The organism is Thiocapsa marina 5811 (assembly GCF_000223985.1).
GTDB classification, from domain to species: Bacteria; Pseudomonadota; Gammaproteobacteria; order Chromatiales; family Chromatiaceae; genus Thiocapsa; species Thiocapsa marina.
Genome location: NZ_AFWV01000017.1, coordinates 61,177 through 81,617, shown reverse-complemented (window position 1 = coordinate 81,617; position 20,441 = coordinate 61,177). Strand labels below are relative to the sequence as shown.

Annotated in this window: 21 protein-coding genes; 16 read left to right on the top strand and 5 right to left on the bottom strand. The window is 64.5% G+C overall.

Annotated features, from left to right (window positions below; genetic code table 11):
• Nucleotides 1-81 precede the first annotated feature (81 nt).
• A complete protein-coding gene (locus tag THIMADRAFT_RS21085) occupies nt 82-939 on the bottom strand; it encodes an Rpn family recombination-promoting nuclease/putative transposase (RefSeq protein WP_007195145.1) in 858 nt (285 codons plus the stop codon).
• 293 nt (nt 940-1,232) lie between these two features.
• Complete coding sequence (locus THIMADRAFT_RS21080; protein WP_007195144.1) at nt 1,233-2,015, bottom strand: DNA-formamidopyrimidine glycosylase family protein; 783 nt, start codon at nt 2,013-2,015, stop codon at nt 1,233-1,235.
• Between the two features lie 656 nt (nt 2,016-2,671).
• Between THIMADRAFT_RS21080 and THIMADRAFT_RS21075 the strand changes: the two genes are divergently transcribed.
• Nucleotides 2,672-3,031: an HPF/RaiA family ribosome-associated protein gene (locus THIMADRAFT_RS21075; RefSeq protein WP_007195143.1), complete on the top strand. Its 360-nt coding sequence runs from the start codon at nt 2,672-2,674 to the stop codon at nt 3,029-3,031.
• An 84-nt stretch (nt 3,032-3,115) separates the two neighbouring features.
• Here THIMADRAFT_RS21075 and THIMADRAFT_RS21070 read toward each other — a convergent pair whose 3' ends face one another.
• On the bottom strand, nt 3,116-3,817 hold the full coding sequence (locus THIMADRAFT_RS21070; protein ID WP_007195142.1) for an SDR family NAD(P)-dependent oxidoreductase: 702 nt from the start codon (nt 3,815-3,817) through the stop codon (nt 3,116-3,118).
• Nucleotides 3,818-4,006: 189 nt separating this feature from the next.
• Here THIMADRAFT_RS21070 and THIMADRAFT_RS21065 point away from each other — a divergent pair, with 189 nt between their 5' ends.
• Nucleotides 4,007-4,930 (top strand): SDR family oxidoreductase, encoded by a 924-nt coding sequence (locus THIMADRAFT_RS21065; protein ID WP_007195141.1) that lies wholly within the window; start codon nt 4,007-4,009, stop codon nt 4,928-4,930.
• A gap of 197 nt (nt 4,931-5,127) precedes the next feature.
• Here THIMADRAFT_RS21065 and mtgA read toward each other — a convergent pair whose 3' ends face one another.
• Both mtgA and THIMADRAFT_RS21055 read right to left on the bottom strand, forming a co-directional pair.
• Nucleotides 5,128-5,844, bottom strand: coding sequence for a monofunctional biosynthetic peptidoglycan transglycosylase (gene mtgA / locus THIMADRAFT_RS21060; RefSeq protein ID WP_007195140.1), 717 nt, complete (start codon nt 5,842-5,844; stop codon nt 5,128-5,130).
• 415 nt (nt 5,845-6,259) lie between these two features.
• Nucleotides 6,260-7,237 (bottom strand): LysR family transcriptional regulator, encoded by a 978-nt coding sequence (locus THIMADRAFT_RS21055; protein WP_007195139.1) that lies wholly within the window; start codon nt 7,235-7,237, stop codon nt 6,260-6,262.
• Between the two features lie 95 nt (nt 7,238-7,332).
• Here THIMADRAFT_RS21055 and THIMADRAFT_RS21050 point away from each other — a divergent pair, with 95 nt between their 5' ends.
• The 14 genes from THIMADRAFT_RS21050 (at nt 7,333) to THIMADRAFT_RS20985 (ending at nt 20,440) form a co-directional block, all read left to right on the top strand.
• Nucleotides 7,333-7,932 carry an FMN-dependent NADH-azoreductase gene (locus THIMADRAFT_RS21050; RefSeq protein ID WP_007195138.1) on the top strand — a complete coding sequence of 200 codons (600 nt, stop codon included), beginning with the start codon at nt 7,333-7,335 and terminating at the stop codon, nt 7,930-7,932.
• Nucleotides 7,933-8,054: 122 nt separating this feature from the next.
• Nucleotides 8,055-8,927: a pirin family protein gene (locus tag THIMADRAFT_RS21045; RefSeq protein WP_007195137.1), complete on the top strand. Its 873-nt coding sequence runs from the start codon at nt 8,055-8,057 to the stop codon at nt 8,925-8,927.
• A gap of 32 nt (nt 8,928-8,959) precedes the next feature.
• Nucleotides 8,960-10,114, top strand: coding sequence for an iron-containing alcohol dehydrogenase (locus tag THIMADRAFT_RS21040; RefSeq protein ID WP_007195136.1), 1,155 nt, complete (start codon nt 8,960-8,962; stop codon nt 10,112-10,114).
• A 240-nt stretch (nt 10,115-10,354) separates the two neighbouring features.
• Nucleotides 10,355-12,157: a translation elongation factor 4 gene (gene lepA, locus THIMADRAFT_RS21035; RefSeq protein WP_007195135.1), complete on the top strand. Its 1,803-nt coding sequence runs from the start codon at nt 10,355-10,357 to the stop codon at nt 12,155-12,157.
• Nucleotides 12,158-12,520: 363 nt separating this feature from the next.
• Entirely contained in the window at nt 12,521-13,372 is an 852-nt protein-coding gene (gene lepB, locus THIMADRAFT_RS21030; protein WP_007195134.1) for a signal peptidase I, read from the top strand.
• Nucleotides 13,373-13,422: 50 nt separating this feature from the next.
• Nucleotides 13,423-13,806: a DUF4845 domain-containing protein gene (locus THIMADRAFT_RS21025; protein WP_007195133.1), complete on the top strand. Its 384-nt coding sequence runs from the start codon at nt 13,423-13,425 to the stop codon at nt 13,804-13,806.
• Between the two features lie 25 nt (nt 13,807-13,831).
• On the top strand, nt 13,832-14,509 hold the full coding sequence (gene rnc, locus THIMADRAFT_RS21020; protein ID WP_007195132.1) for a ribonuclease III: 678 nt from the start codon (nt 13,832-13,834) through the stop codon (nt 14,507-14,509).
• The gene (era, locus tag THIMADRAFT_RS21015; protein WP_007195131.1) at nt 14,502-15,428 is read left to right on the top strand and encodes a GTPase Era; all 927 of its coding nucleotides are present in this window, start codon (nt 14,502-14,504) and stop codon (nt 15,426-15,428) included. The genes rnc and era overlap by 8 nt, the downstream gene beginning before the upstream one ends.
• 9 nt (nt 15,429-15,437) lie before the next feature.
• Nucleotides 15,438-16,193 (top strand): DNA repair protein RecO, encoded by a 756-nt coding sequence (gene recO, locus THIMADRAFT_RS21010; protein WP_007195130.1) that lies wholly within the window; start codon nt 15,438-15,440, stop codon nt 16,191-16,193.
• Nucleotides 16,190-16,945, top strand: coding sequence for a pyridoxine 5'-phosphate synthase (gene pdxJ, locus THIMADRAFT_RS21005; RefSeq protein ID WP_007195129.1), 756 nt, complete (start codon nt 16,190-16,192; stop codon nt 16,943-16,945). Before recO ends, pdxJ begins: the two co-directional genes overlap by 4 nt.
• Nucleotides 16,946-17,141: 196 nt before the next feature.
• A complete protein-coding gene (locus THIMADRAFT_RS21000) occupies nt 17,142-18,386 on the top strand; it encodes a GlgC family sugar phosphate nucleotidyltransferase (RefSeq protein WP_007195128.1) in 1,245 nt (414 codons plus the stop codon).
• Nucleotides 18,387-19,115: an endonuclease III domain-containing protein gene (locus THIMADRAFT_RS20995; protein WP_007195127.1), complete on the top strand. Its 729-nt coding sequence runs from the start codon at nt 18,387-18,389 to the stop codon at nt 19,113-19,115.
• The gene (locus THIMADRAFT_RS20990) at nt 19,112-19,726 is read left to right on the top strand and encodes a BMC domain-containing protein (RefSeq protein WP_007195126.1); all 615 of its coding nucleotides are present in this window, start codon (nt 19,112-19,114) and stop codon (nt 19,724-19,726) included. The genes THIMADRAFT_RS20995 and THIMADRAFT_RS20990 overlap by 4 nt, the downstream gene beginning before the upstream one ends.
• Before the next feature lie 135 nt (nt 19,727-19,861).
• Nucleotides 19,862-20,440, top strand: a complete 579-nt coding sequence (locus THIMADRAFT_RS20985; protein WP_007195125.1) for a class I SAM-dependent methyltransferase — start codon at nt 19,862-19,864, stop codon at nt 20,438-20,440.
• Nucleotide 20,441 lies beyond the last annotated feature (1 nt).

The window sequence follows — 20,441 nt, the reverse complement described above, 5'->3', positions numbered from 1 at the left end:
TGTGTTGACGAGCGGACGCGCAACACGCTCGCCGGGCGGTTTTGCCTCGCGTGGTTGGGCACAACCGACTCGACCGCGACCTTAGTGCGATGCCAGCCAGCTTTCGAGATCGTCGGCCGAGCGGAAGTCCAGCAGTGCCTCGCCCAATGCGCCGAGCTCACTGCCGGAGAGGGCTTGGATCCGCTTTCGGTGTTGCGGCGTCGGTGTGCCGCAGCGCCGCGTGAGTTGTCTCAAAACCAGTGCGCGTGCGGCTTCCTCGCGACCTTCCTCGCGGCCTTCCTCGCGGCCTTCGCTGAATACCTCTTGATAAAAGCGGGTCTTCTTCAAGTCGGTTTCGGGTAGGTGCAACATGGCTCGAATGTCCTCGCGGGTTCTCTGGGGGAATTTATACACCAAAATCGTCTCGATCAGATCGAGGGTCTCCAGCGGATCGGCGGTGGTGTCGCGCTCGGCGGCAAGGGCTCGCGCCTCGGCCGGAGCTTGTTCGGGGCTCAGGATAACCAGACGCGCCAAGCGGGCGTTGAAGCCGAGGTCTTGCGCATTGCTCAGATCGCAAAGGTAGACGCGTCGAAGCATCCCGCAATGAATGAGACTTTCGTAGGGGGTCATGATTCCGGTGTCGGCGCTGCGATCCGGGAACACCACGACGGCCTGCCAGGGGCGGGCGACGCGATGGCGGTATAGATACAGGAAGATCGCCGCCAGCCATCGGGCGTAAAAGGTCGGGCGGCCCTGGAACTGGGCCTCGGTGAAGATCAGCGGAGCATTGGCCTGCCCCGGCGGCGGGATCAGGACACCGTCGAGTCGGAAGGCGGTCTGCTTGACCTCGATCGCCCGCATGCGGTAAGCCGAGGGGTCGGGCACCGTCAGGCCGGCGAGGTCGAAGGCCAGCGCGGGACGTTCTTGAAACAGACGGTAAAACAGGGGATCGGTGTGCATGCGGCGGATCGACGTCAACAATGTGGTCTGTCGCGCAGTGTATACGAACCGTGCTTTTCTCGCCCGCCCCGGCGGCTCGGTCTGATGTCGGTTGTGCTGACGAGAGGAACCGCAACACGCCCGCCGGGCCGTTTTGCCTCGCGCGGTCGCGCGCAACGGATTGGAACCCGGTGAGACGCCGGCCGGGCATTGGGATCGTCGACCGGAGCGGAAGTCGTAGGGTGCGGTGAGGTACGAACCGCACCTTGCCTCGACCGGACGGTGGGTCGGTGCGGTTCGTTCCTCACCACACCCTACTGACAGGTTGGGCACCAGTAGGTGGATCGGGCGTGTTGACCGAGGGGCTCGCGCAACAGGCTTGTTCCGCAGCGAAAGCAGGGTTTTCCGGCGCGGCCGTAGACCCAGAGGATGCCGCGGCCGTCGTCGTCGGTGCGCGTGATCCGGGGGCCGCCGCCGAGGTTGTTGAGGAGGAGGCGTTCCGCGGTGCGGTAGAGTGCGGCGAAGGTTTCTTCGGAGATGTCGCCGAACCGGGCCCGCGGTTCGCAGCGCTCCAGAAAGAGGACCTCGGATTTGTAGACGTTGCCGATGCCGCTGGCGATGCGCTGATCGAGCAGCAGATCGACGAGCTCGGTCTCGGGAGCCAAGAGCGTGCGGGCGCGCTGGAGCAGAGACTCGGGGCTCGGTGCATCGCGGCTCAGGTCGGGTCCGAGACGCTCTGTCCGATCGCGTCTGGTGAAGCCGTGGGCTGCGAGGACTTCGATCTCTTTTGCGCTGAAGCAGACGTAGTCCTGTCCGGGGACGCTCAGGATGAGCGTGGCCCGATGCGCGGGCTTCTGCCAGGCCTGACCGGCCGGGTAACGGTGCCAGGAGCCGTACATCCCCAGGTGTACCCGCAGCGAGATCCCGCCTTCGAAGTCGATGAAGAGATGCTTGCCCTTGCTCGTCACCCGCAGAACGCGCTCCTGAGCGAACGCGGGGATTGCGCGCCCCGGCAGGCGGGCACCGACGAGACGCTGTCCGACCAAAGCGTCGGACAGGAAGGTCGCGAGCTTGTGGATGGTGTCGCCTTCGGGCATGGGTTGAGCTTCGATCCGACGGACAAAAAGACGCCCCGCGATGCGGGGCGTACGAACAAGGAGAACTCATCGTTGCAGTCCCTTCGAGTCTGTCGTGCGCCGAGGGTTCCCGTATCCGTCGGCCGGCCCGGATCGGCAAGGTCCCGGGGGTGCCGCGTCGGTCGGAGAGTCTGCCCGACCGCAATGGGCCAAAAAAAACCCCGCCGGAGGCGGGGAACACGACAAGGAGTCAGAGAGCCTACGAAACGGCTCGCGAGGTTCGATGTGCCCGCAGCTGAAAAGTTCGACAGAATCTGGTCGGATTTCCCGCACAGATCCTGTTGGTGGTTTGATGAGCCGCCGGCCATCAACCCTCGGTCATCCGCTTCGGGCCCGAGGACAACGCCGGAGTGCGCTGCCTCGGGTCGATGTCGTCCGGCTGCGATCGGCCGCGCTCGACGACGACCATTGCGTCTGTGCTGGTCCATTGCCTTGCTTTTCAGCGCGCCGAACGCCATGATCCGCCCTGAGCGAAAGCCCCGCGTTGTGTCCCCTCCGATTCGGAGTTTCACCCGACACGCGTTTTTCCGCACCGCTCGCCCTCACAGACCGACCCCGACCGAACGAGGCAACCCCGGTTGTGCGCTCGGAAACGGGTCTTCGGAGATTCGAAGAGTATGCTGATCAAAATCGGCGGGGATACCCTCGCCTTGGACGGTGATATCCGCCGTCATATCGAGACGGAAGTGGCCAAACTTGCAGCACGCTTCCCCGGCGAAGACTTGGAGGCTCAGGCCACGATCCAAGAGGAATTCGACCCGCTCCACGGACACCGCGTCCGCTGCGAGCTCTCCGCGAAGATCGCCCACGGGCGCCAAATCGTCGTCCGGGATGCCCGCAAGACCGCGAAGGAAGCCATCGACCAAGTCTTCGGGCTCGCGCGGCGCAACCTGCGACGCACGCGCAGTCAAATCAGTATCCCCCGCACGCCTCCGCACGGCGCCTTGAGCACGGGAACCCGTGCAATCGGGGGCTGATCCTCGAGACCTGATCCGACCGCGCAACGACGCCTGCGACGATTCCGATCGATTGGACCGATCCGCGTCTTGCGGTAGATCGACTCAGCTCGTTCTCAGCGTGGCCAACCCGGCATCGACTCGGATCACTTGGCCTGTCGTCATGCGGGCGTCCTCCAGCAGCCAAAGCGCGGCACCCGCAACGTCTTCGGGCTCTCCGATCGTGCGCAAGGGGTGCCGTTCGGCCGCCGCGGTGCGTTTCGAGTCGTTTCCGAGCAGGCGCTCGGCGAGCGGTGTCGCCGTCAGGGTTGGTGCGACGGCGTTCACCCGGATGCGCGGGGCGAGCTCGGCGGCAAGCGATCGTGTCAAGCCCTCCACCGCGCCCTTCGCACTTGCGATCGAGGCGTGGAACGGAAGCCCGGTGCCGACGGCGACCGTGCTGAACAGCACGATGCCGGCGGATTCCGCCGCCTTCAGCGCCTTCATCGCGCCCTGTATGGCCCGCACCGCACCGAGCAGATTGATCTCGAGGTCTTCGGTCCACTCCTTCTCGGCCAGTCGCTCGAAGGGGCGCAGTCGGATGGTGCCGGGGCAGTAGACGAGGCCGTCGAGTGTCGCCGGCAGTGCGTCCGCCGGGAAGTCGGTGGTTCGCACGTCCCAGTGCAGACTGGTGACCCCGGGGTGATCCGGCGCCGCTTCCGGGTGACGCGAGAGTTGAATCACGTGATGGCCGCGCTCGAGAAGCTTTCCGAGCAGTGCTGCGCCGATCCCGGACGTGCCGCCGACGATCAAATAGGTTTTTGGCATTTCGAGCCCCTATGAAACGGGTTGAGGTGTATCAGGGCAGGTTCAGGCGGGGCGAAAGTTTTGCAAGACCTGAACAGTACGCCTTGCGATCCTGGACAACATACGCACCTTCGCAAGGGACTCGACTCGATATCGGCCGGATGACCGTGCGTTGTCCGCCACATCCCATCAACGCGAAAGGAGGCTCATATGAAGGTTGCCATCATCGGCGGTACAGGTTTTGTCGGTACGAACATCGCTCGGCACCTGATCGATGCCGGTCATCGGCCTCGGCTTCTGGTTCGACCGGGCAGCGAGCAGAAGGTCGCGCGACCGGAGCACTGCGATATCGTTCTCGGCGACGTGGCCGATCCGGCCGCGCTCGATCGCTGCCTCGAGGGCTCGGATGCGGTGATATATCTGATCGGTATCCTGCGCGAGTTTCCGAGTCGAGGGATCACCTTCGACGCGCTGCAGCGCGTCGGTGTCGAGGACACGATCGCGGCGGCGAAACGGCAAGGCGTGGATCGGTTCGTCCTGATGAGTGCCAACGGGGTTCACGTCGAGGGCACGCCCTATCAGCGCAGCAAAGCCCTCGCCGAGGCGGCGCTCAAGGCATCCGGGTTGCGCTGGACCATCTTCCGCCCCTCGGTCATCTTCGGCGACCCGGACGGCCGGATGGAATTCTGCTCTCAGCTCAAGAAGGACATCATCGACAGCCCGATGCCCGCGCCCCTCTTCTACAGCGGGCTGATCCCCAAGAATGCAGGTGGGTTCGAGCTGGCACCGGTCCATATCGACGACGTCGCCGCCGCCTTCGTGCTGGCCTTGACCGAGTCGCGCACCGAGTCCCAGACCTACAGCCTGTGCGGTCCTCAGCGTCTGAGCTGGAAGGCGATCTTGACCACCATCGCCGCGGCGTCCGGCAAGACCAAGCTGATGTCGCCCGCCCCGGCCATGGCCATCAAGGCGACCGCGGGTCTGCTGGACCGTTACCCCTGGTTCCCGATCTCGCGGGATCAAATCAAGATGTTGATGGAGGGGAACGTCTGCTTCGAGAACGACAGTTTTGCCCGGCTTGGCCTGACCCCGACACCCTTCGGCGTCGATCAGCTGGGATACTTGAATCGTTGAACCGCGCCCGGCGGGGTATGCGCAGTCCGTTAAATTGGCTTGGCCACGCCGGCTCCGATCATTATCGGAGCCGGCGCGGTTTAAGGTCTTAAAAAATATAAAATTCTAAACCGCGTCTCCTCGAAGGCCCGTGGATGTGGCCAACGTCGAGCTGACGCGAACGTGTGCCTATCGCTCCGGACGCGGTTTAGGCGCGATCAGAGCTTGTCGAGATAGGACACGCCGCCGAGCTGCGCCATCTGGCGCCGGATCCAGCCGGCGCGGCGCTTCACGGTCGCCGAGGGTGTTTCGAGCCGATAGATGTTCGGGTTCGGCAGCACCGCGGCGATCAGGGCGGCATCCGACGCGCCCAAGGCCATCACCGGGCGGTCGAAGTAGCGCCAGCTCGCGGCCCCGACGCCGAACGTGTTCGGGCTGAGCTGGGCAATATTGAGGTAAACCTCCAGGATTCGCTCCTTGGGCCACAGCGTCTCGATCAAGAGCGTGAACCAGACCTCTAATCCTTTGCGAATCGGGTCTCGGCCGGACCAGAGGAAGAGATTCTTTGCCGTCTGTTGGCTGATGGTGCTCGCCCCGCGCAGCCGCTCTCCGGCCCGAAACCGCTGCCAGGCGCGCTCGATCTCGATGGTGTCGAAGCCGCCGTGGCCGGGGAAGCGTTGGTCTTCCGCAGCGATGACGGCGAGCTTGACGGGCCCCGGGATGACGGCCCAGTCGACCCACTCGTGAAAGATGTAGGGCGGGTCGCCGGGCTCGAAATGGGCGGAGATCCAGCGCTGCATCATGAAGGCCGAGGCGGGCGGGTCGACCCAGCGCAGGATCAACACGAGTACGACCGACAATGCCAGCAAGCCCGCCAGGCCGAGTCCGATCCGGCGCAACAGCAGTTTACGAGAGCGTCTTTTTCGAGCGGCCATGATTGCAGGTGATGGGAGCGGGTGGTCGGACCGCCTTGGAGCGATCCGCTGAAGACGCTTCGTCGAAGTATCCGGACCCCGATTCGGCGGGTCAAACCCAGCCTAAACCGCGTCCAGAGTGCAATGCGTCGTTTTCACGCTGTGTCGGGCTCAAGGATTTTTGCGACCTTTGTAGTGACGCGGTTTAGAATTTACTATTTTTTAATAGGATTAAGGCGATTTCCGGGAATCAACATCCCAATGCGCAGACGATTCGGCCGGAAGTGCCGCCAATGTCCGTCGCGCAGCGGCGACACCTCCCGGGATAGACGACTTGCAGTCGTCCTTTTCGAAGCGTCCTGAGTGCCGGCGGGGTCGCGGTCTACCCGACGCTCTAGGGCCGTCGGGCCGGCTGAAGAGGACGACTGCAAGTCGTCTATCCCGGGGAGCGCTGCTTCGTGACGCTTGGCGGCGTTGCGTTCGGCCGATCGAGTGAATCCGGCCTTAGATTTCCAGGCGCGCCGCCCAGGGCCGCCTCGAGCATGTCGATGAAGGTACGCGTCTTCGCCGGCATCAGACGGCGACCGGGGAACACCGCCCAGGCCGTTTGCGCCGGGAGCGACCATGCCGGGAGCACGCGACGCAAGTTGCCTCGCTCGGCATCGTGCGCGGCGTAACAGTCCGGGACGGCGGCGATACCGGCCCCGGCGCGGGCCAAGCGAACCAGGATGTCGGGCGAGTTCGCGGCGGTGCGGCCGCCCGGAAGCCCTTCCCAGTGCGCGGAGTCGGCGGTCAGGGTCCAACGCGTGGTTTCCCCGTCGCGCCCGACCAGGCACAAGGTCCGGTGGCGGAGCAGATCGTCCGGGGTCGCCGGATCGCCATGCTCGGCCAGGTAGCTCGGGGCTGCGTAGAGGCCGATCGGGAAGAGCGCGAGACGGCGCGCGGCGAGCAGCGCATCGTCCGGCAGTGCGCCGGTGCGCACCGCGATGTCGAAGCCCTCGCCGAGTAGATCCACCCGTCGCGGCGACAAATCCAGCTCCAGCGTCACCGCCGGGTGGCGTGCGATGTAGTCCGCCAGCATCGCGCTCAGCAGTAGGGTCGCGAAATCGCCCGGCATCGAGACGCGCAGCCGTCCGGTGGGGCGGGCCTGGCGATGCTCGGCGAGTGCCCGCACCGCGTCGACCTCCTCGGCGATCTGGCGTGCGTGCGCGAGCAGATGCTCGCCGAGCTCGGTCAAGGTCAGGCGCCGTGTGGTGCGCAGCATCAGGCGCTCGCCTAACCGGTCTTCGAGCAAGGAGATCCGGCGTGAGACCGTCGATTTGGGCAGGCCGATTCGCTCGGCAGCACGGCTGAAGCTCCCGGCCTCGGCGACGTGCGCGAAGATCAGGAGGTCGTTGGGTTCGAACTGTTCCATAAGTGGGACAATGTTATCCGATCAGGGCACTACTCGCGCCGTCTCGGCACCAATATATTGGTTATCAGATGAAACCCGATGCCGAGAGAGAACCGATGACGATTCTTCAGATCAATGCCAGTGCCCGCCGCGAAGGCGCCAACTCCACCCGAATCGCCGATGCGGTCGTCGCGCGTCTGCGCGCCGAGAACCCGTCGGCGCGCGTACAGGTCCGCGATCTGGCCAGCCAACCCCATCCGCTCCTGGACGAGACCGCGCTCGTTGCGCTCTCCACCCCGCCCGAGCAGCGCACGCCCGAGCAGGCCGCCCGCGTGGCGCTCGACGATGCCCTCATCGCCGAGGTGCAGGCGGCCGACGTGATCGTGCTCGGCGTGCCCATGTACAACTTCGGCGTTCCCGCGCAATTGAAGAACTGGATCGACGCCATCGCCCGCGTCGGCGTGACCTTCCGTTACACGGAGCAGGGGCCGGTCGGGCTGCTTGCGGGTCGGCGCGTCTATGTGGCGCTGGCGCGCGGCGGTCGGTACCGCGATACCCCGGCCGACAGCCAGGTGCCCTATCTGAAGACGATGCTGGGGTTCCTCGGGATGACCGACGTGCGGTTCATCTACGCCGAAGGTCTCAACATGGGACCCGAGTCCGCCGAGCGCGGTTTCGCCGAGGCCGAGGCCGATCTCGAGGCCGCCTTTGCCTGAGCCAAACACCCGTAGGGTGCGGTGAGGCACGAACCGCGCCATGCGCCGTTGCACGAGCCAAACACCCGTAGGGTGCGGTGAGGCACGAACCGCACCGTGCGCCCAATTCAGGAGTGATCCAGGTGAAAGAAACCATTTTTCAAACCGAGTCGGTCACGCAATCTCGCCCGATCGAACGACTGGTCGCCGGCCAGGCGACCACCGACGGTGCCGGCGTGAACCTGATCCGCGTGCTGACCCAGCCGTTGCAGCAACGGCTCGATCCCTTCCTGATGCTCGACGCCTTCGGCAGCGATGATCCGGACGACTATATCGCAGGCTTTCCGGATCACCCGCACCGCGGATTCGAGACGGTCACCTACATGATCGCCGGGCGCATGTTGCATCGCGACAGTGCCGGGCACGAGGGTCTGATCGAGACCGGCGGCGTCCAATGGATGACCGCGGGCAGCGGTCTGGTCCATTCCGAGATCCCGCAGCAGGCGCAAGGGCGTATGGAAGGCTTCCAACTTTGGCTCAACCTGCCTGCACGCGAGAAGATGATCCCGCCCTGGTATCGCAACTTCACCGCGAACGAGCTGCCGCGCTTCCGGACCGAGGCGGGCGTGGCGGTCACGGTCATCGCCGGGGTGACCCACGGCGTGACAGGCGCCGTGACGCGCGAGACGACGGCACCGCTGTTCCTGGATCTGCATCTGCCGGCGGGTGCACGGTTCGAGCAGGCGCTTCCGATCGAGCAGAATGCCTTCATCTATGTATACCGAGGGGCGGTCGGTATTGCCGGGCAGTCGGTCCCGTCGCAGCGCATGGCGATTCTCGCCAACGATGCGCACACCGACGGCGTTGCCATCGAGGCAGCCGAAGAGGCACGGGTCCTGCTGATCGCGGGCCATCCGCTGCGCGAGCCGATCGCCCAGCATGGCCCCTTCGTCATGAACACCATGCAAGAGATTCAACAAGCGGTGCGTGACTACAGTGCCGGGCGTTTGGCCTGAGCGACGAGTACGCATCTCAACGGAGCTTACGAATGCAGAACTTTGTCTTCCACAATCCCACCCGGATCCTCTTCGGCGAAGGTCAGATCGCGGCGATCGGCCCGGAGATCCCGAGCGGCGCCCGGGTGCTGATCACCTACGGCGGCGGCAGCGTCGTGAAGACAGGCACCCTGGCCGAGGTGAAGGCCGCGCTCGGAGACATCCCCTTTCTCGAGTTCGGCGGCATCGAGCCGAATCCGACCTACGAGACCCTGATGCAGGCCGTCGAGCTCGCACGCCGCGAGAAGGTCGACTTTCTGCTCGCCGTCGGCGGCGGATCCGTGATCGACGGAACCAAGTTCATTGCCGCGGCCATCCCCTTCGAGGGCGAGCCCTGGGATATCCTCGCCAAGCATGCGCCGATCGCCCGTGCGGTTCCGTTCGGAAGCGTGCTGACACTGCCGGCGACCGGCTCCGAGATGAATGCGGCCTCGGTGATTACGCGAAGCGCGACGCGCGACAAACTCGCCTTCATCGATCCGTCGGTCTTCCCGCGCTTCTCGGTGCTGGACCCGACCAAGACCTACACCTTGCCGCCGCGTCAGATCGCCAATGGCGTGGTCGACGCCTTTGTCCACATCGCAGAGCAATACCTGACCTATCCGGCCGATGCGAAGGTGCAGGACCGTTTCGCCGAGGGTCTGATGCTGACCCTGATCGAGGAGGGCCCCAAGGCGCTGGCCGAGCCCGAGAACTATGCGGTGCGTGCCAACCTCATGTGGACCGCGACCCTGGCGCTGAACGGACTCATCGGCGCCGGCGTGCCGCAGGATTGGGCGACCCACATGGTCGGGCACGAGATCACGGCGTTGCACGGGCTGGATCATGCCCAGACCCTGGCCGTGGTCCTGCCGGCGATGTTGCAGGTCAGGCGGTTCGACAAGCGCGGGAAGCTCCTGCAATACGCCGGACGGGTCTGGGGTCTGCGCGAGGGCGATGAAGACGCGCGCATCGATGCGGCCATCGAGCGCACACGCGATTTCTTCGAGTCGCTCCAGGTCCCGACACGCCTCTCGGGCTACGGGATCGGCGCCGAGGCGATCGCACCGCTGGTCGATCAGCTCGAGCGTCACGGCATGACCGCGCTCGGCGAGAGACAAGATGTCGATCTCGCACGCTCGCGAGAGGTGTTGGAGCTGGCGCTCTAAGACCGATTCCCCCGGGATCGTCGACTTGCAGTCGACCTCTTTCGCCGGCCTAGCGGCCGGCGGGTCGACTGCAAGTCGACGATCCCGGGGGGGTGCTTCGCAGCACATGCCCATCGCGCCCGTGTCTGCTATGATTCGCCCTCATTTCAGACACCCGCTCGCGCGCCCGGCCGATCGAAACGGCTTGCGTGTACGCCTGCCGCGCGCTCTTCACCCTATCCCCGGGCGACCTCCAGCTTCATGACAGACCTCAGTCATATCCGAAATTTTTCGATCATCGCCCATATCGATCACGGCAAGTCGACCATCGCCGACCGCTTTATCCAGCACAGCGGTGCCTTGACCGCGCGCGAGATGTCGAGCCAGGTGCTCGATTCGATGGATCTGGAGCGCGAGCGCGGGATCACGATCAAGGCGCAGAGCGTCACGCTCGACTTCAAGGCGCGCAACGGCGAGATCTATCAGCTGAACTTCATCGACACGCCCGGGCATGTCGACTTCTCCTACGAGGTCTCGCGCTCGCTCGCCGCCTGCGAAGGCGCGCTGCTGGTGGTGGATGCCGCTCAAGGCGTGGAGGCGCAGAGCGTCGCCAATTGCTACACCGCCATCGAGCAGGGGCTCGAGGTCCTGCCGGTCCTGAACAAGATCGATCTGCCCTCGGCCGAGCCGGAGCGTGTGATCAAGGAGATCGAGGAGATCATCGGTCTGGATGCCGAGGATGCTCTGCGGGTCAGTGCCAAGACGGGCGAGGGGATCCCGGAGCTGCTCGAAGCCCTGGTTCAACGCATCCCGCCGCCGCGCGGCGACGTGAACGCGCCGCTGCAGGCGCTGATCATCGATTCCTGGTTCGACCCCTATGTGGGCGTGGTCTCGCTGGTGCGTGTGGTCAACGGCGAGATGCGCCGTCGCGACAAGATCCTGATCATGTCGACCGGACGCACGCAACAGGTCGATGCGGTCGGCGTCTTCACGCCGAAGAAGACCGAGCGCGACCGTCTGGGCGCCGGCGAGGTCGGGTACATGATCGCCGGCATCAAGGAGATCGACGGCGCGCCGGTCGGCGACACCATCACCCGCCCGGATGCCCCGGCACCCAAGCTGCCCGGATTCAAGGAGGTGCGCCCGCGGGTCTTCGCCGGGCTCTATACCGTGATTTCCGACGACTACGAAGACCTGCGCGAGGCGCTCGGCAAGCTGCGGCTCAACGATGCTGCGCTGAACTACGAGCCCGAGGTCTCTCAGGCGCTGGGTTTCGGCTTTCGCTGCGGCTTCCTCGGCATGCTCCACATGGAGATCATCCAGGAGCGCCTCGAGCGCGAATACAATCTGGACCTGATTACGACCGCGCCCACGGTGGTCTACGAGGTGCTGCGCTCGGACGGGGCGCTCATCAAGATCGACAATCCGGCCAACCTGCCGGACCCCGGTCAGATTCGCGAGGTCCGGGAGCCCATCATCGAGGCGCATATCCTGGTGCCGCAGGATTATCTGGGCTCGGTGATTACGCTGTGTATCGAGAAGCGCGGGGTGCAGAAGCAGATCCAGTATCTCGGCGGTCAGGTCCAGGTGAGCTACGAGTTGCCGTTGAGCGAGGTGGTGCTGGATTTCTTCGATCGACTGAAATCGGTCAGCCGGGGCTACGCCTCGTTTGAATACGAGTTCAAGCGCTTCCAAGCCGCCGATCTGGTCAAGCTCGATGTGCTGATCAATGGCGACAAGGTGGACTCGCTCTCCTCGATCGTGCACCGCGCACTCTCGCAGAGCCGCGGTCACGACATCACCGTGCGGATGAAGGATCTGATCCCGCGCCAGATGTTCGAGGTCGCGATTCAGGCCGCGATCGGTACCAAGGTCATTGCACGCACCACGGTGAAGCCGCTGCGTAAGAACGTCACGGCCAAGTGTTACGGCGGCGACGTGAGCCGCAAGCGCAAGCTGTTGGAAAAGCAGAAGGCCGGCAAGAAGCGCATGAAGCAGGTCGGGCGCGTGGAGATCCCGCAGGAGGCGTTTCTTGCGGTGCTTCAGGTCGGCAAAGATAATTGAACCGCGTCCCGCGTGATCTGCGACGGTGTGCGTTGGATCGGCCTTGCGGGGGCCGATGAACGTTTGAATCGACGCGGTTCAAGTGATTAGGGGATTATTTTAAGGCGTCGGATCGGAGGCGGTCGGTATTCTCGAATCCGGGATGCCTGTCGCAGGTCGGGTGGACGAGCGAGAGCGAAGTTTGGCGAACCCTGCACCGGTGCTGGTGGACTGCGCTGCGCTTGTCCACCCTACGGCGCTTGTCCACCCTACGGTGCTTGTCCACCCTACGGCGCTTGTTCACGCTGCGGCGATGAGAATGAAGCACCGAGAACCGATCGCAGCGTTATCTATGGATCACCGAGAGATTTTATAAACCTACCCATGAATTTCGATTTCCCTGCCTTCTTGGTATTGGCGTCCGTCGTGACCGGCGGGATTTGGCTGGTCGATGCGGTGATGTTCGCGCCGCGCCGGCGTCGATTGGCCCAAGCTGCGGTCGGCGGCGGCGTGCTCACGGACGGGTCCAAGCCGGCCTACAAGGAACCGGTCTTGGTCGAGTATGCGCGCTCCTTTTTTCCGGTCATCTTCGCCGTTTTGGTGCTGCGCTCCTTTCTGGTCGAGCCGTTTCGGATCCCGTCGAACTCCATGATGCCGACGCTGTTGACCGGCGATTTCATCCTGGTCAACAAGTTCGCATACGGGTTGCGGTGGCCGGTGCTCAACTCCCGATTCCTCGAAATCGGCGACCCTCAGGTCGGCGACGTCGTGGTCTTCAAGTTCCCGCAGGACACCTCGGTCGACTACATCAAGCGTGTGATCGGTGTTCCGGGCGACGAGATCGCTTACCAAAACAAGACCATCTATCGCAACGGCGAGCCGGTCGCGCAGCTGCCGATCGGTCGCTATACGGGTGTCGGGTCGGGCGCGGAAATGACCGGCGCGCGCGAGGCGCTCGAGCAGCTCGGCGAGGTCGAGCATCGGATCCTGACCCGACAGAACGCGCCGGACCTGCCGCCGGGATGCCGGGTGCTGGCCTATGGGCCGATCAAGGTCCCGGAAGGTCAATATTTCGTGATGGGCGACAATCGCGACAACAGCAACGACAGCCGGTGCTGGGGCTTCGTGCCTCAAGACAACCTGGTCGGCAAGGCGTTCGGTATCTGGATGCATTGGGACGGGCGTCGCGACGGTTCCCCGATCGCGTGGGGGCGTCTCGGCAACGGGATCGATTGATCCGATCAGGACGGACCGGAGCGCCAGCTGCGGTCCTCGAGGAGGTGCTTATGAGATCGCGTCTGCACGGCCGTCAAAACGGGGCAGGGATGTTGTCGATCCTTGTCATCCTTTCGCTGATCATCTTTTTCGTGACCATTGCGTTCAAGCTCGGGCCGGCATACATGGGTTTTTGGACGATCAAATCCGTCATGGACAACGTCGCGGAGCAATCGACACCGATCACCGGCGGCGCGCGCGAGATCGCCAATCAGATCGGCAAGCGGCTCGACATCAACAGCGTCAGTCAGGTGAGCGTCAAGGATTTCAAGATTCGGCGTACCGGCGAGAACCTCTACGAGGTGTCCCTCGACTACGAGCAGCGCCAGCATCTTTTTTTCAACATCGACACGGTCTTGACCTTCGCCTATCAGGTGGAGGTGAAGGGCCAATGAGCGACGATCTTACGAAGGTCGGTCAGTGAACGCCGATCCCCTGAGGCTCGCCCGGCGCATCGGACACGAGTTCACGCGCGAGGAGCTTCTCCTGCAGGCGTTGACTCACCGCAGCGCAGCATCCGCAAACAACGAGCGTCTGGAGTTTCTCGGCGATGCCTTGATCGGTTTCGTCATCGCGGAGGCGCTCTGGAAGCGCTTTCCCGAGGCGGACGAGGGGACCTTGAGCCGGATGCGCGCGTCTTTGGTCAAGCGCGAGACCTTGGCTGCGCTGGCCCGTGGACTCGATCTCGGTGACTACCTGCATCTGGGGGCCGGGGAGCTGCGCACCGGCGGCTATGCCCGCGACTCGATCCTGGCCGATGCCTTCGAGGCCCTCTGGGGGGCCGTTTACCTGGACGCGGGATTTACGTCCGCACGAGAGCTGGTCCTGCGTCTGTTCGCCACACGCTTGGCGCAGACCAGCGCGACGCATGCCGGGAAGGACCCCAAGACGCAACTCCAGGAATGGCTCCAGGCGCAGCGCCGGCCGCTTCCCGAATATGCGGTCGTGGCCACCGGCGGCGATCAACATGCCCAAACCTTCGTGGTCAGTTGCACGCTCTCCGACGCGGATCTCGGTACCCGCGCAGAGGGCGGCACCCGACGCGGTGCAGAGCAAGCGGCGGCACACGCCATGCTGGAGCAGCTGAAGAATGCCTGAAATCATCGTCGGTCGTTGCGGGACCGTGGCCATCATCGGACGGCCGAACGTCGGCAAGTCGACCTTGCTCAACCGGCTGATGGGGCAAAAGCTCGCCATCACCTCCCACAAGGCGCAGACCACGCGTCACTCGATCCTCGGCATCAAGACACGCCCGGAGGGCCAGATCCTTTTTGTCGATACCCCCGGCATCCATCAGCGCGGGGCGAATGCGCTCAACCGGTATCTGAATCGTGCAGCCCGCACGGCGATCAGCGATACCGACCTGGCGCTCTTCGTGGTGGAGGCGTTGCGCTGGACAGACGAGGACGCTGCGGCACTCGAAGCCATCGCGATCGCCGGCGTGCCCGTGATTGCGGCCGTCAACAAGGTCGATCGGGTCGCGAGCAAAGAGGATCTGCTGCCCTACCTACAGGATCTCGGTCAGCGTCACCCCTTTGTGGACCTGATCCCGGTCTCCGCGGCGAACGGGGATCAGGTCGAGGTGCTCGAGCTTGCCCTGCTGCGCGGTCTGCCCGAGGGCGAGCCGGTGTTCCCCGAGGATCAGATCACGGACCGCTCCGAGCGTTTCTTTGCCGCCGAGCTGGTGCGCGAGCAACTGGTACAGCGTTACGGCGAGGAGCTGCCCTATCGCACGACCGTGGAGATCGAGCGCTTCGAGGCGGTCGGCGGACGTTACCGGATCAATGCGCTGATCTGGGTGGAGCGCCAGAGCCAGAAGGCCATCATCATCGGTCGGCAGGGCGAGGCCCTGAAGGCCGCCGCCACGCAGGCGCGCCTGGAGATGCAGAAGCTGTTCGGCTGCCCGGTGCATCTCGAGGTCTGGGTGAAGGTGAAGAAGAGCTGGTCGAGCGACGAGGCCGCCCTGGGGCGTCTCGGCTATGGAGACGGGCCCTCGGACGGGCGCGGGGGCGGTTGAGTCGGTGCGGTGAACGCCCGCGGGTCTTTGTTTCAGGCCTTCGTGCTGCATCGGCGCGATTACGGCAACAGCAGTCTCCTGCTCGAGGTGTTCGCCGCCGGGCGAGGGCGATTTCCCGCGATCGCCAAGGGCGCGCGCCGACCGCGGCATCCGACCAGCGCCTTGCTCCAGCCGTTCCAGCCCCTGTGGTTGGACGCCATCGGCCGCGGCGAGGTCTTGACCCTGACCCGGGTCGAGGCTGCCGGGCCGGCGATCGGACTGCTCGGGCGTCCGCTGTTTTGCGGCTTTTATCTCAATGAGCTGTTGGTTCGCCTGCTCGGTCGCGATGATCCGCACGATCCCCTGTTCGCCTTCTATTCCGCCGCGCTGACAGGCTTGGCGAGTGGCGAGGACCTTGAAACCCTGCTCCGTCAGTTCGAGATTCGGCTGCTCGACGAGCTCGGTTATGCGCTCGCTCTGGATGTCGAGACCGACAGCGAACGGCCGGTCGCGCCCGACGGGGTTTACGTGCTCGTCCCCGGACAGGGCATGCGGCGGGCCCGAGCGGACGATCGCGACGGCCGCATTTCCGGCGCGACTTTGCTCGCATTGGCGCAAGGCAACCGGTTGGCCCCGGATCAGCTGCGCGAGGCCCGGGCACTTCTGCGACGCCTTCTGGAGCCCCATCTCGGGGGGCGTGAGTTGAAGAGCCGCGAGCTGTTTCGGCGCTTTGTCGTTACCTCCGCCCCGAATGCCGGTATCACGAATCGGAGTCTTGAATCTTGACCAGTCAAACCACTGCCGGGGTCCTGCTCGGCGTCAACATCGATCATGTCGCCACCATTCGCCGGGCGCGCGGGACCCGTTATCCGGAGCCGATCCAAGCGGCACTCGTCGCAGAGCAAGCAGGTGCGGATTCGATCACGCTGCATCTGCGCGAGGATCGTCGCCACATCCAGGAACGCGATGTGGAGCTGCTGTGCGGCATCCTGCAAACCCGGATGAATCTGGAGATGGCGGCGACCCGGGAGATGGGCGACATTGCCTGTCGTCTGAAACCGGCCGATTGCTGCCTGGTGCCGGAGCGGCGCGAGGAACTCACGACGGAAGGCGGCCTGGACGTGCACGGGAATCGGCCGCACCTGCGTGATTTTTGTGCACGCCTGGCCGCGTCCGGGATCCGGGTCTCGCTGTTCATCGACGCCGATCCGGAGCAGATCGAGGCCGCGCACGCCGTCGGTGCACCCGTGATCGAGATCCACACCGGGCACTATGCCGACGCCGAGACCGCAGCGGCACGTGCGGACGAGCTGGCCCGCATTCGACGCGCGGTGAACCTCGGGCTCTCGCTCGGCCTGCACGTCAATGCCGGGCATGGTCTCGATTACCACAACGTCAAGGCCATCGCTGCCATTCCCGGCGTGCGCGAGCTCAATATCGGACATGCCATCGTGGCCCGAGCGATCTTCTCGGGCCTCGATCGAGCTGTTCGGGACATGAAGGGCGTGATCGATGCGGCGGTGGCCGCAGGGCCCTGATGCGTGTGCCTCGACCGTCTCGATTAGCGGGGGCGCGGTTCAAAATGGTATACTTTTTAATCTCTTAAATCGCGCCAGCTCCGGCGGCCGTCAAGTCTGCCGGGGCCGATCTCCTTCAAAAACATCGCATACCGCACTCGGCGCGGTTTAGACTGTGCGGCGGGACGAGGGGTCCCGTCGGTGATTCCGCTGCGCTATGCCTACCGAAACGCTTATCCTGGTCCTTGCCATCGATCGCGGTGCGGGTCCCGCTCCGCTGACCGAGCACCGTACGAAAGCGGCGGTGCCCTTCGGGGGCAAGTTCCGCGTGATCGACTTTACCTTGGCGAACTGCCTGCATTCGGGATTGCGACAGGTCCTGGTGCTGACGCAGTACAAGAGTCACTCGCTGCACAAGCACCTGCGCGATGGCTGGTCGATCTTCAATCCGGAGCTGCGCGAGTTCATCACCCCGGTTCCGCCGCAGATGCGCGAGAGTCAGGAGTGGTACGCCGGTCCCTTCGACGCCATCCGTCAGAATCGCTATCTGATCGAGCGCAGCCGTGCCCGGCAGATCCTGGTCTTGGACGGAGGCGCCGTCTACCGCATGGATTATGCCGAGCTGGTGCGCGCGCATGCGGAGTCGAAGGCCGAGATCACGGTCGCGGTTCGCGCGGTCGACGGGCGCGGCTCGGGAACACAGGCGTGTGTCGAGCTGACCGAGGGCGAGCGCATCGCCGGTTTCGGTCGACCGGCATCGCCGCCGGTCGAGAATGCCCTCGCTGCACCCGTGCCGGAAGAGGCCGAGCGCTTGGAGACCATGGGCGTCTATGTCTTCGATCGTGATTTCCTGCTCGAAGAGATGATGCGTCTGGATCAGGCCCGCCGGGATGACGGCGTGGTTGCCGACACGGATTTGGCGCTGGATATCGTCGCCCCCGTCGTCGCCGATCGCCGCGTTGTCGCCTATCGTTTCGGCCAGGACCGCGGGCGCGTGACCCCGGATCGCTACTGGTGCGATCTCGCCTCGATCGACGCCTATTACCAGGCGAATATGGCCCTGTTGCGCGCCGAGCCGCCTCTGGATCTCTATCAGGCCGACTGGAACATCCACACCTATCAGGGTCAGTATCCGCCGGCCCGCACGGTTCCGGGCGCAACGAGCGGGAACGAGGGCATCTTCGTCAACTCCATGCTGGCCGCCGGCACCGTGATCAGCGGGGGCGGGGTCAATCACTCGGTCCTCTTTCCGAAGGTGCGGGTCCAGGACGGGGCCATCGTGGAGGCCTCCATCCTGTTCAACGGCGTGACGATCGGAGAGGGCGCGCACCTGCGCAACTGCATCGTCGAGAAGGACGTGGAGATCCCGCCGAGGATGCAGATCGGTCACGATCCGAAGAGCGATCGCGAGCGTTTCACCGTCTCCGAGAAGGGTGTGGTGGTCGTGACCAAGAGCCCCTGAGTGAACGCCGAGCAGCTGCTGCGCGTGTATGGGATGCTGCTCGAGGCCTTCGGCGAGCAGGACTGGTGGCCCGCGCAGAGCGCCTTCGAGGTGATGATCGGGGCCATCCTGACGCAAAATACCGCCTGGACGAACGTCGAGCGCGCATTGGAGCGTCTGCGTTTGCGCTCTTCGCTCGATGCCGAGTCGATCCTCGCTTTGGATCCGCCTGAGCTTGCCGACGCGCTGCGACCCTCCGGGTATTTCAACGTCAAGTCGCAACGGGTGCGCGGTTTTTGCGCGGCCTATCTGGAGGCCGGCGGGCATCCCGGGCTGGCTGCATTGGCGACGCCCGATCTGCGCGCTCGCCTCTTGGCGATCAAAGGGATCGGCCCCGAGACCGCGGACGATATCCTGCTCTACGCGTTCGACCGCCCCGTCTTCGTCGTCGATGCCTACACGCGCCGGATCTTCGAACGCCTGGGTTTGCTCGCCGGCGGAGAGACCTACGAGGTCATTCGTCGTGGCTTCGAGCAGGCACTCGGCCCTGACGTGCCGATGCTCAAGGAGTACCATGCGCTCATCGTGTCGCAGGGCAAAGAGGTCTGTCGGACGCGTCCCGCATGCGAGCGTTGCGCATTGCGCCGGACCTGCGCCGCGGCAGCGCCGAGTCCCTCGGATTCATCCACTTCATCGCGCAGCTCGCATCGGCGTCGGCGCGGGACAACAGCATCAGAAGAGACCCAATGATCGAGCTACGGACCTACGTCTTCATCGATTCGCTTCAGCCGCAGCTCGCCGAGTATTTGGGCACCGTCTCGCAAGGCTTTCTGCCGGTGCCGGGGGACGCCTGTCTCTGGATCGAGGTTGCGCCGGGGATGGCGGTCCATCGACTGACGGATATCGCACTGAAGGCGACGCGTGTCCATCTCGGCCAGCAGGTGGTGGAGCGTGCCTTCGGATCCATGGTCATCCACCACCGCGATCAGAGCGACGTCCTGGACGCCGGTCGAGCGGTCTTGAACGCGCTCGATGCGACCGAGGGCGCCCGCAAGACCTGCCGAATCGCTTGGAGGGAGACGATCCGCTCGATTACCCCGGACCACGCGGTCCTGATCAATCGGCAGGATCGTCGTGGATCCATGATCCTGCCCGGCCAGAGCATGTTCTTTTTGGAGACCGAGCCCGCCGGCTATGTCGTGTATGCCGCCAACGAGGCGGAAAAGGCATCGAACGTCACCCTGATCGACGTGCGTGCGGTCGGTGCATTCGGGCGTCTGACCCTGGCCGGGCGCGAGGCCGACATCGATGCGGCCGGGAAAGCCGCCGTCGCTGCAATCCAAAACCTCTCGAGGGTCTGAGGCCGCGCCGATTCCGCGCCGCACCGGTTGAATGCGGCTCGCTCCTCGCCGCAGCCGGCGCAGATCCGAATCCCCGGCGCTCGAATGCGCCCGGACGGTTCATTTCCTCGATCGACACCCCAATCGCTTCCACCGATGCCGAGACTCGACAACACCAGCTTCTATCTCGACTCGCTCACCTCGCACGGCGAGACCGCCAAAGGCGTGCAGTGGCAGTCGACCCAAAGCCAAGAGCTGCGCTTCAAGGTGCTGCGCGAGATCCTGCCCGAGGATCTGTCCGAGTTGACCCTGGTCGATGCGGGCTGCGGATTCGGCGATCTCCATCGCTACCTCGATCGATGCAACAGCCTGCCCGGGCGCTACATCGGACTGGATGTGATGGAACCGATGGTGGAGGCCGCACGCCGTCGCACCGGATGCGAGATCCGGGTCTGCAATGTCTTGGAGGATCGGCTTCCGCACGCCGACTACTATCTTTGCAGCGGTGCCATGAATAACCTGACCCGCGAGGAGACGTGGGAGTTTATCCGCCGTTGCTTTGCTGCATCCCGGCACGGTTTCATCTTCAATTTGTTGAAGGGAACGGACGGTCCGGGTAGCTATAACTATCAGCAGCCGCGCGATCTTCACGGCTTGGCACTGGAGTTGGATGCGGAGCCGCATTTGAAGGAAGGCTATCTGAGCGGTGATTTCACGATGGGCTTTCTGAAGTAGG